The sequence below is a fragment of the Coleofasciculus chthonoplastes PCC 7420 genome (assembly GCF_000155555.1).
Taxonomy (GTDB): Bacteria; Cyanobacteriota; Cyanobacteriia; order Cyanobacteriales; family Coleofasciculaceae; genus Coleofasciculus; species Coleofasciculus chthonoplastes_A.
The window spans coordinates 26,061-35,325 of record NZ_DS989861.1; the positions used below are offsets into that span (position 1 = coordinate 26,061).

General features: G+C 45.3%; 7 protein-coding genes. 4 read left to right on the forward strand and 3 right to left on the reverse strand.

The window, feature by feature from the left end; translation table 11 throughout:
• The first annotated feature begins 180 nt into the window (after nt 1-180).
• Entirely contained in the window at nt 181-798 is a 618-nt protein-coding gene (locus MC7420_RS25000) for a hypothetical protein (RefSeq protein WP_006104078.1), read from the forward strand.
• Between the two features lie 6 nt (nt 799-804).
• Here the strand turns inward: MC7420_RS25000 and MC7420_RS25005 are convergent, their stop codons facing one another.
• On the reverse strand, nt 805-1,689 hold the full coding sequence (locus MC7420_RS25005; protein ID WP_006103946.1) for a Uma2 family endonuclease: 885 nt from the start codon (nt 1,687-1,689) through the stop codon (nt 805-807).
• 578 nt (nt 1,690-2,267) lie between these two features.
• Here MC7420_RS25005 and MC7420_RS25010 point away from each other — a divergent pair.
• Complete coding sequence (locus MC7420_RS25010) at nt 2,268-4,043, forward strand: asparagine synthetase B family protein (RefSeq protein WP_006103894.1); 1,776 nt, start codon at nt 2,268-2,270, stop codon at nt 4,041-4,043.
• 196 nt (nt 4,044-4,239) lie between these two features.
• Here the strand turns inward: MC7420_RS25010 and MC7420_RS25015 are convergent, their stop codons facing one another.
• Nucleotides 4,240-4,581, reverse strand: coding sequence for a HepT-like ribonuclease domain-containing protein (locus MC7420_RS25015; protein WP_006104058.1), 342 nt, complete (start codon nt 4,579-4,581; stop codon nt 4,240-4,242).
• Nucleotides 4,568-4,924 (reverse strand): nucleotidyltransferase family protein, encoded by a 357-nt coding sequence (locus MC7420_RS25020; RefSeq protein WP_006103986.1) that lies wholly within the window; start codon nt 4,922-4,924, stop codon nt 4,568-4,570. Before MC7420_RS25020 ends, MC7420_RS25015 begins: the two co-directional genes overlap by 14 nt.
• A 493-nt stretch (nt 4,925-5,417) precedes the next feature.
• Between MC7420_RS25020 and MC7420_RS25025 the strand changes: the two genes are divergently transcribed.
• Nucleotides 5,418-7,535, forward strand: a complete 2,118-nt coding sequence (locus MC7420_RS25025) for a pentapeptide repeat-containing protein (protein WP_006104038.1) — start codon at nt 5,418-5,420, stop codon at nt 7,533-7,535.
• A gap of 311 nt (nt 7,536-7,846) precedes the next feature.
• Nucleotides 7,847-9,022: a diaminopimelate decarboxylase family protein gene (locus tag MC7420_RS25030; protein ID WP_006103994.1), complete on the forward strand. Its 1,176-nt coding sequence runs from the start codon at nt 7,847-7,849 to the stop codon at nt 9,020-9,022.
• Nucleotides 9,023-9,265: the final 243 nt, after the last annotated feature.

A 9,265-nucleotide genomic window follows, 5' to 3' on the forward strand; every position in this document is an offset into this window, starting at 1 on the left:
TTCTCTCCCCCTGCTTCCCCCGCTCCCCCTGCTTCCCCTGCTCTTCCTATCTACTACGTTTGAGCGCAACTCAGTATGAATCACGGAGTCTTGGTCACAGCGCTAACCTTGACGGAAAAGAGGTTTTATGTTAAAGAGAAAGTAGATAGTCTCAAGCTTCTGGTTTAGAAGTAATCAATTGTGACTGATGAACGACTTACTCAAGATCAGTTAACGCAACTCGTTGCTGAGGTGGATCAATTAGCCAGACGCCACGAGGCTGAAATTGACCGCCAACAAGTTCAGCAGATTTTGCAGGAATTGAATCTACCACCAGAGTTGCTGGATGAAGCGCTAATCCAGCTACGTCGTCGTCAAGCGTTAGCCGTTCAACAAAAACGGAATCGCTGGATTGGGATAGGAGTAGGGGTGGCGATAGTGGGTGCGATCGCGGCTTCTACGGTATTCATTGTAAATCGCCAACGTGCGATCGCGGCAATGTCTGCTTCTGGAAGTTGCATAACCTCAAATCCCCAAACCTGTGAACCGATATCGGACTTTAATCGCCAAGAGATAGTCTACCGGGTTACCTTACAAGACGCACCTGTGGGACAAAAGCTTTCCTTACAGTGTGATTGGATTAACCCCAATGGTCAAATCGTGCATCAGAATCGCTATCAAACCAGTAAAATTGACCGAGAGGTTTGGTCTACCTATTGTCGTCATAGCTTGGGTTCTACTGCAACCCTGGGGGATTGGCAAGTGCGGATGAGATTAGGCGATCGCGCACTCGACCAATCATCGTTTACAGTTAAATAATCATACCTATTCCCTATTTCCCAAATCATCGGGCTCAATACCTAACTCTCGTAATCGTGCGGCTAATTCTTGAATCCGTCGTTTAGCCGCTTCAGCTTCCTGTCTGGCTATTTCCGTTTCTTGTCTGGCAGCTTCACTTTCTTGTCTGGCGGCTTCACTTTCTTGTCTGGCTATTTCCGTTTCTTGTCTAGCGGCTTCACTTTCTTGTCTGGCTATTTCTGTTTCTTCCGTGGGTAAAGAAATCCAAGTTCCCTCCAGTGTCATCCACCGTAGCCACAGTCGGTTAAACCCGCGAAAATCACCTTGCCATACGCCTAAACTTAATCCCAACTCCGGTATCGGTAAACAGCCTTGAGTCAAGTCTACGGATTCGTAATGACCACCAACTAGATGAAAGGCTTGCCATTCATTAGTATAGCGACTAAAAATAACATAGTAAGGAATCCGCAGAATCTCTTCATAAACTCGCCACTTTGTCGGCGGGTGTCTTAATTCGCTTTCCCTTTGACCCAAATCTTCATCTTCCGTACCTGGAGATAATAACTCCACCACGATAAACGGCTTCACCCGTTCTTGCCAACACACATAACTCAAACGCATATCGCGTTCCTGATAAAGCCTGGGTACACCGACAACTCCGAACCAATCAGGACGTTTATACCAGTTGGGATGAGTCGGGTCATAATAGAGATTCAAATCACAAGCACTAAACACTCGTTCTGGATACCAATTAGTCGGGGAAAACGTCAAATACAGTAACAACGGCTGCAAAAAATGGAACTCATCAGGCAAACCAGGTTCCTCCGGATTTTCACTGGGTAAATCATACATCGTTGGCAGGGTTTGCCACGGGGGAAGTGGGGGGTCAGTTTGGCGGGGTAATTGAGTCATTTTCTAACGAGAGTTATTAATAAAATCTATTTCCCTATTTTAACTAAACGACTGGCGTAAGCTGTTCGGCATTTAAACCTTAATGTCAATTATGGTGAAATCCTTGTAGTGCGTTAAGCGAAGCCATGCCGCAGGCTTTGCATCTTGCTCGCTACTAATACCCAATTTAAATGCATGACAGCTTAGTGCGTTTAGCGAAGCCATGCCGCAGGCTTTGCATTTTGCTCGTTACTAATACCCAATTTAAATGTATGACAGCTTAGCCCACCTCAATTAATGAATTAGATTGGGTTCGTAGTAAGGGCTTTAGCCTATAATCCTATTGAGGTTTTTATATCCAACCCTACTATAGCCTTCGTAGTTGTGTTGTCTTCGCCATAAACCTCACGGGTAGACCAGTAATTTGAACGGTAGATTGGGTATAGATGTGACCATTGAATCGGGCGCACGTCAGTGCGCCCCTACAGTTTCTGGATGGAATGCTAATTCATCTTGCTTCGGTGTGCCATACCACTACGGTATATTAAAATGCGTATTTCAGCGCCATTTGACTGAAATTAATTCAAAATTAGATTATTGTGAGTAATCCATATCAATTTATCGGCTATTGGGGTATAAATTTACCCGATCAACTCGATGCGAGGTTAACCAAACTTCTCGTCGTCGCGACAGGTTTGGAAACATCAACGAAATCAAAAAAGTTCATCAATAAACTGTCTGAAAAATATGCTTTAAATGGGCAGGTTGGTTATATTGGCAGTAATCCTCCTTCTTCCTTCGCTAATAAAGACGGTATCATCGCCGCGTTATCCGCCTCTGGTTTTAACGACTCAGCCGATGCTTGGGTTAAGGTAGAAAATAATCACCTAATTTTAGGACGCGAACCCTTTGGACGTGTCCCTCTCTATTGGACAAAACAGGGAAAGGTTATCTGGTTTGCGTCTAAATTGCAGCTATTATTACCGCTGCTTAAAACACCAGAGGTGAGTAGTCATGGATTATATGGCTATAGCTGTTTTTCTTATGTTCCCATACCATTGACCCCAGTAGCCAATATATTTTCTGTAGCGGCTGGAACGCTGGAAAATTGGCAAATTTCATCTCAACATGACTTCACTCATACCACCCAGCGTTATTATCAATGGCAATCCGCCTCTGTGTTAATTCATGATGAAGATGAAGCCATCTCCCAACTGCAAATCCGGTTAAAAAATGCCGTTCATCGACAACTGGAAAACTTACCCCGTGAACCTGTTGGCGTTTTTCTGTCTGGCGGGTTAGATTCATCTACAATAGCGGCATTATTAGTGCAAGCGGGAGTCAAGGTTAAAGCCTACAGTTTAGATTTTGGGTTAGCGGGTGTCTCGGAATTGCCCTATGCGGAACAGGTTGCTGACTATCTGAATATTCCCCTGGTTAAAGTTGATGCGACACCTCGCCGGATTAAGCAAGCGATTCAAGCGACAGCCACGGCGTTAGATTTACCCTTTGGTGATGGGGTAACGGTTCCCTTATATCTGTTGTGTCAAGCCGCCAGTCAAGAGACAAAAGTGATTTTTAATGGGGAAGGCGGCGACCAACTTTTTGCTGGATGGACGAATAAACCAATTATTGCGGCTGGTGTTTATAATCAAGAACATCCCGGTGGAAATACAGAGTTTACCCAACAGTATTTGCGAACCTTTCACCGTCTCTGGGGATATGAGGAGCGAGTATTTCAGAATCAGATAAAACAGGCGTTATCAGTGCAACCGGAACAATGGTTAGCAGAAGCTTTAGACGCTAAGTTTACCACGACTCTTTTAGATCGATTGCGTCGGGCGACGTTAATGTTAAAAGGCGCCCAAAATATCCACCCACGGGCGACTAACTTAGCATTCTCTCATGGATTGTGGGTGCGATCGCCCTTTTGTGACATTCCGTTATCTGAGTGGACATTTCAGATACCGGGGGAGTTCTACCTGCGGGGCGCTTGTGAAAAATATATCCTCAAACGTGCGGTGGAATCTTGGTTACCGCCAGAGGTGGTGTGGCGGGAAAAACGGGGGATGGGGGTGCCATTAACCGCGTGGTGTTTCAATGAGTTATGGTCTGAGGTAGGATATTGGTTAAATTCGGGTATTTTAGCAGCGGAAGGACGATGGCAACCGCAATTACCCCTGCAACTGATTAAAGGGGAATTTAGCGCCTATTTGCGAGGGCGACGAATTGGGGAAATTCTCTGGTTATTGTTGATGTGGCAAGTTTGGCGCAGAAGGGTGTTAAATGAAACGGTATCTGGGTATTCTGGGTTACATCCCTTTTGGTTACCGTCTCGGTTTTGGCGATGGTATTGGAAATTACAGGATGAATGATGAATTGCCTATTACCTGTTCCCTTAGAAGGGCGGGTTTAGTTAAGTTATCGGTTGTGTCTCAAACGTTATCGGTCAAACCCGCCCCTACACCATGGCTTTAGACACGCCATGGCACGTATTTATACCTCACACGGTCAGTCTTAAGTCAGTGCCATTCTATTTAAGATACTAAAAAATAGTACAACAGATTGCGACTACTCTGTCATTTCGGTGATGCTGGTTTGCATTTGTTGGAGGAGTTGGGGAATGTTGGTTTGAATGACTTCCCACAGAATTTTAAGATCAACTTCTTTGTACTCATGGACAACTCGGTTACGCATTCCTCGAATGGCATTAATCGGAATTTCTGGATGAGCCTGAGTGAATGCTGGAGATAGACGGTTCACCGCTTCGCCAATAATGATAATTTGATAGAGGACAGATGATTGAGTTTTTAGGTCTTGGGCAAAGGTTTGATAATCTAAGGTTTCGCAGAATTCCAAAATTAAGCGGCTGGCTCGAATCAAGTCCAGCAAAACCTCTCTATCTCTGTTCATAAATCACTTTCGAGTTTGCCAAAATATTCTGGCGACGTATTGGGTTATGACTTTGTTGAATGGCGGGCTTGGTGACGACATCAACGGGGCGGTTAAACAGTTGGCTCAGTTGTTGCTCAATAACATCGAGGTCAAAAAATGTAATTCTAGCTGCTGCGGCAAATTCCACTAATACATCAATGTCGCTATCGACATTAAAGTCTTCCCTCAAAATTGAGCCAAAGAGAGAAAGCTCTACAATCTGCCAGTGTTGACATATTTTTTTTAGGGATTCACCGGAAATCATTAGACCATGGGCAATAGGAATTTGAGCAGTTAGGGTTGATGATCCTAAATAATTCATAGATCTTGATCAAGCTATAAAGTACAATGATAATCTACCTAATTAGGTTAGCTACGCCAGTAGTAGGATAAAGGACACTGTTTTCCGATAAGGGCGGGTTGAGTTAAGTTATGGGTTGTGTCTAAAATGTTATCGGTAAAACCCCCCCTACACCATTGCTTTAGACGCGCTATGGCACGTATTTATACCTCACACAGTCAGAGTCGAATAGCACTGAATTAAGCATGAGGAAATCGCCAAAACCTTGGATATGCTGTAGGGTGGGTTTCGACTTCGCTCAACCCACCAACCTTAAATCAGTGACATTCCAGTCAGAGTATGTCATTCTGAGTCCTGAGCGAAGCGAAGGAACTGAAGCGGAGTGAAGAATCTAACCAGATGCTTCGCTGCACTTTGTTTCATTCAGTATGAAAAAAGCTCAGGTTGTGACCACGAACAGTATACATTGCTTTCACCCCTGATTCCCCCTTCCCCGTTCCCTATTCCCTGAAAAATGAAAGCCAGTGAAGTTTTGAAGCGATACGCTGCTGGAAGACGCGATTTCAGTGGCGAAAACTTGAGAGGTCAATCGTTTAAAGGAAAAAACCTCTCTGGGGCAGATTTTAGTGAGGCGGATATCCGAGGGGCAAATTTTACTAAGGCTAAGTTGACGGGGGCGAACTTTAGCGGCGCTAAGGCTGGACTACAAAAGCGTTGGGTAGCAGCTTTGGTTATTAGTTCATGGATACTTGCAGGACTATCAGGAATTTTTACAGGATTCGCTGGTGGTTTTGTCGCATACATTTTTGATAGCAGCAGTACCGCAAACGTTATTGCTGGCTGGGTGAGTTTGATAACGCTGGCAGTCTTCTTTTTCATCATACTCCGCAAAGGTTTAATCGCAGGAGCAGGAACGGCAGCAGGAGCTGTCGGTGGAGTGGGAGCTTTCGCAGGAACTGGAGCCATCACTGTCGCTTTGGCTGTCGCTGTCGCCGGAGCTGGAGCTGTCGTTGGAGCTTTCGCAGGAGCTTTGGCCGTCGCTGTCGTTGGAGCCGTCACTGTCGCTTTGGCTGTCACTGTTACTGTCGTTATCGCTGTCGTTGGAGCCGTCACTGTCGCTTTGGCTGTCGCTGTCGCCGGAGCTGGAGGTGAAGCTGTCGCAGGAACTTTCGCTTTCACTATCGCTGTCGCTGCCACACTCTTCAGCGCTTACATTGGCTGGCGAGCAATTCGGGGAGATGAAAGAGATGCTTGGATTCGGGGAGTCGCCATCGCCTTTGCTGCTACAGGCGGTACTAACTTTCGCCGTGCTGACTTAACCGATGCTAACTTCACATCTGCCACACTCAAAAGTACCGACTTAAGACAAACTACTCTTACCCGTACTTGCTTTCATCAAACCCAAAAACTCGATCGCGTTCGCCCTGGCATGACCTATATTAAAGATACTCAGGTGCGACAACTATTAATTACCCGACAGGGACAAGCTCAGAACTTTGACCGCAAAAACCTGCGCGGTGTTAACTTGCAAGGTGCAAACCTAGCCGATGCTAGTTTTATTGGCGCTGATTTAAGCGAAGCCAACTTACAAGATACTGATTTATCCAGAGCCAAACTCGTCCAAACCCAACTCGATTACACCGACTTAACCGGAGCTACATTAACAGGTGCTTGTATTGAAGATTGGGGTATCACTCCGGAAACCCAACTTAATGGTATCAAGTGTGATTATGTCTTCATGCGCCTAGAGGATAAGCTTGACCCCAATCCCCACCGCAAACCGGATGATTGGAATAAGAACTTTGAAGATGGCGAATTTGCCGACTTCATCGCGCCCATGGTACAAACCCTTGACCTCTATCACAACCAAGTGGATGACCCCCGTTTAATTGCCATCGCGTTCCAACAGCTTACTGAAACCCATCCTGACGCTGAACTAGATATTGTATCCATTGAAAAACGGGGAAAGCATCGCGATAAAGTGTTAATTCGTGCTGAAACGTCACCTCAGGCAAACCGTTCTGAACTGCATCACGACTATTTCACGACTTATAATGATTTGCAAGCCTTGTCCCCGGCGGCGCTACAACAACTGTTAGCGGAGAAAGATGGACAGGTTAAGAGGCTGACAGGTTTAGTGGAAGCAGCAATTAAGCGTCCTGGAATTTATGCCCAAACTTATTATAGTCAAGGAGATACAATGTCTGAAAGTAAAGGGAATATCAGCATAACCAGTGGAGATGGCAGTAAAATCAGTGGACTTGCAGGTGCAGGGGAAAGTATAACGGGTTCAGCCATTGGTGAAATTAGCGGTACTGTTAGTGTTGCCATCAATGAATTACCGGAGTCTCCCGAACCGGATAAACCGGGAATCAAAGAACTTTTGGCACAACTGCAAGCCGCGATTGAAGCGGAATCCAATTTAGATGAAGACGATAAAGCGGAGGCGTTAGAACAGGTAAAACTGTTAGCCGACGCGGGGAAAAATCCCCAGGAAAAGGGGAATCAGAAAATGGCGAAACGAGCCACAACGATGTTAAAAGGAATTATTGTCGGATTACCGACGGCGGCGACGTTGTTTGAAGCGTGGAATAAGTTGCAACCGTTGATTACAAAATTATTCGGTTTGTGAACTATAGTGGTTTCTCAGTGCTAATGGTACACCTAAATGTAGGAATGCTTCGCTTTTTTTGCACGGGGAAGAATAGAGGATGCGAGAGCTTTTGTTTCATGGGAGAAGGAGAACCCTCACCCCCAGCCCCTCTCCCCAGGGTGGGAGAGGGGCTGGGGGTGAGGGGCACCATCCTTGCGCCTTCACATCAGAACCAAGGGCGACCCGAAAAAATTGATAGGAAAAGAGTTGTTCATTGATGCAGGCGGGTCGCCCCTACAAACACCGACATTACCAATGACAAATAAATAATAACAAATGACCCATGACTCATGAATCATGACCAAGAATTACTGAATATCTACGGTTCACCCCTCTACGTGTATCAAGGCGATCGCCTACGGGATACAATTCATTATATTACTTACGCTGTCCCCTATCCGCGCACTCGGTTCCAATTTGCCAGCGTGACCAATGGTAATATTGCGTTGCTGCAAATCTTCCAGCAAGAGGGGTGGGGACTCCATGGGAATACTCCCGGAGATATCTATTTGGGTTTAAAGGCGGGATTTGCCCCAGATAAGATTGTTTACAGTGGCAGTAATTTAAATTATCCAGAAATGGAGCAAGTTCTTCACTGGGGAATTACCACCTTAAATTTAGATAGTATTTCCCAATTGGATTTATGCTGTCAAGTCTATCAGTCCTTAACCCCAAAATTACCCCGATTAAACTTAGGATTACGGTTAAATGTACCCGAATTAACCGGGGATAGCCGCATTGGAGTTAGACCCAAAGAATTCCCGGATGCGCTGAAAATTACCCAATCAGCCGGATTACAACTCCAAGGTATCCATTTCTATCGTGGAACCGGAACCAATGCTACCAAAGCTTTTACTCAAGTAATTGATTCCTTATGCGAGATTGGTCAACAATTACCGGATTGGGACTATTTAGACTTTGGCGGTGGATTTGGCTATCCTTATCAGGGGAATGGCGTCACTTTTGATTGGCAAGGATTTGGTCAGGCGATAACCCAGAAACTAGAGACAATCGGCAGACCTATAGACTTAATTATAGAACCTGGACGTGCCGCGATCGCAGGATGTGCGTCCTTGTTGGCAAAAGTCGTTTCTGTTAAGTGGCAAAACGGCAAACAAATCGTCGGCGTTGATACCACCGTGGCGAATTTATCCGTTCCTTCGGTACATGGTGGCTATCGAAAAATTATCAGTTTTACCGATAACCAGGGTGAACAGTATCCCACCGATGTCTGTGGAAATACCACCTATTCACGGGATTACTTGGGACGCAATTGTCAACTCCCGGCGTTAAAGATTGGAGATGTTATCGCGATTCTCGACAGCGGTGCTTACGGATACGCCATGTCGTCCCATTTCTTACATCGTCCGCGTCCGGCTGAAGTGTTAGTCGAACAGGGAACTCACCGATTAATCAGAAAACGGGAAGATTATAGTGTTTTGTTAAAAAATCAGATATTTGCTTAATTTCCCAGGTGCGTAGGGGCGCACTGACGTGCGCCCTTTACCTAATGTGCGCCTTAGTAAACCTCAAAATTATGTTTTTTTAACGCAGAGGGACGCAGAGGTTGACGCAGAGGTACGCAGAGGAATGGAGAGGAATGGAGAGTATGTGAGTTGATTTTTTAGCCAATTACAGAAATTATTAAAGATGAAAATTGCCTAATCATGAAATGTATTCAATGTAAAACTGATAATAATCTCAAAGAT

Excerpts from the sequence above, each read along its gene's own strand:
- MC7420_RS25005 (WP_006103946.1), bottom strand. The coding sequence starts at position 1,689 with ATGACTCAATTACCCCGCCAAACTGACCCCCCACTTCCCCCGTGGCAA.
- MC7420_RS25015 (WP_006104058.1), bottom strand. The coding sequence starts at position 4,581 with ATGAACAGAGATAGAGAGGTTTTGCTGGACTTGATTCGAGCCAGCCGC.
- MC7420_RS25020 (WP_006103986.1), bottom strand. The coding sequence starts at position 4,924 with ATGAATTATTTAGGATCATCAACCCTAACTGCTCAAATTCCTATTGCC.
- MC7420_RS25025 (WP_006104038.1), top strand. The coding sequence starts at position 5,418 with ATGAAAGCCAGTGAAGTTTTGAAGCGATACGCTGCTGGAAGACGCGAT.
- MC7420_RS25030 (WP_006103994.1), top strand. The coding sequence starts at position 7,847 with ATGAATCATGACCAAGAATTACTGAATATCTACGGTTCACCCCTCTAC.